This is a genomic window from uncultured Tateyamaria sp. (assembly GCF_947494755.1).
Classification (GTDB): Bacteria; Pseudomonadota; Alphaproteobacteria; order Rhodobacterales; family Rhodobacteraceae; genus Tateyamaria.
Map to the genome: position 1 here is coordinate 1 of NZ_CANLVZ010000042.1, position 1,537 is coordinate 1,537.

General features: G+C 61.3%; 1 protein-coding gene. It reads left to right on the top strand.

What is annotated here, in order from left to right:
• Positions 1–176: 176 nt before the first annotated feature.
• The coding region (locus Q0908_RS20280; protein ID WP_299289105.1) for a filamentous hemagglutinin N-terminal domain-containing protein at positions 177–1,537 on the top strand (1,361 nt) is incomplete at its 3' end.

The following is a 1,537-nucleotide window of genomic DNA, read 5'->3' on the forward strand; positions in this document are numbered from 1 at the left end:
CCCGCCTTCGAGGCAAGCGAGACCATCGGCTATATCGGTTTGAAAGTGAGCTTCTGACGGATGCGTACCCGCAATTCCCCTCTCGGCATCAAAGCGATACCCTCGATTTTGAGCATTCCTGCTGGTCCGTTGCCTTGGCGGGACCATGCCCCTAGGCTCCGTTCAAAGGGGTGGAGATGATGTACGTGCAAGTGCGTCGAAAATTCGGTCGGTTCGTCTCATGTGTGCTGAGCGTCGTGCTGGCCGTGCAACCTGTGTTGGCGCAGGCCCAATCCATCACATTGGTCAGCCCAAGCGGCGGGCCCCGGCCGCATGTGGATGCGTCGCAAAACGGAACGGCAGTGCTGAATATTAGCAGGCCCAACGCCGCTGGTGTCTCTCATGACCGCTATTCAGATTTCCAGGCAGGCGATCTGATCGTCAACAACTCAGCCACCATAACCGGCACCACATTGGGCGGGTTTGTGGAAGGCAACGCAAACCTGACCCCCGGTCGCGAGGCGGACCTGTGGATCGGGGAGGTCGTGGGCGGAAACGCGACACAACTGACCGGTATTCTGGAAGTGGCCGGGCCGAGCATGGACATGGTTCTGGCCAATGAGTTCGGGATCACCTGCAACGGTTGCGGGTTCATCAATACGGGCCGGGCGACCCTGACCACCGGCTCTCCGCAATTTGGTGCGAATGGCAGCCTTTCGGGGTTTGACGTACGCCAGGGGACGGTCACGATTGGTGCCGGTGGGTTGAACCCGGAAAACCGCGTGGCCTTGTCCGACGCCTCGCGCGTGGATGTGATTGCGCGCGCCGCACAGGTCTATGGTGCGATGCGTGGTGATCGCCTGAACATCGTGGCCGGGGCCAATCAGGTCGATTACGACTGGTCCTACACTCCCGATACTGGAGAGACATCGGGCATAACCGAGCAGGCGGGCGCAGGTCAGGCACCTGCCTTGGCCGTTGATGTTGCCGCCCTTGGCGGGATGTATGCGAACGCGATCCGGCTGGTTGCCACCGAGAATGGTGTGGGCGTGCGTCTGAATGGCGAGATGGCCTCGTCTTCGGACATTGCCATCCGGGCAGACGGACGTCTGACATTGGGTGCCCCATCCGGCACCTACACCCCGCAGATCCGCAGCCGCAATCGCGTCAGCATCCGCAATCAAGGTCCGCTGGTGCTTGAGGGGTCGATTACCTCTGAAACCGGTGATCTGATTGATATCACGACAACACACGACAGCCTGACCTTCACCGGTGAGGCCAGAGGCGGTGCGATCACACTGGAAAGCTCGGGGCTCGCCCGGATTGAAGGCGCGTTGATCGCGCAGGACGCCTTGTCGATCAGATCCAGCCTTGGCGCGGTCGAGGTGGCAGCGGGTGCGACACTGTTTGCGGGGTCTGCATCACTTGGGGCTGCGAACACGGTGCAGTTTGCAGGTCAGGCAGATGTTGAGCGGGCGGTCGACATGGTGGCCGGTCCGTCGGTCACATTGACGGGCAGCTCGGCGGTTCAAGGCAAAACCTTCAGCGCAACGGCGGA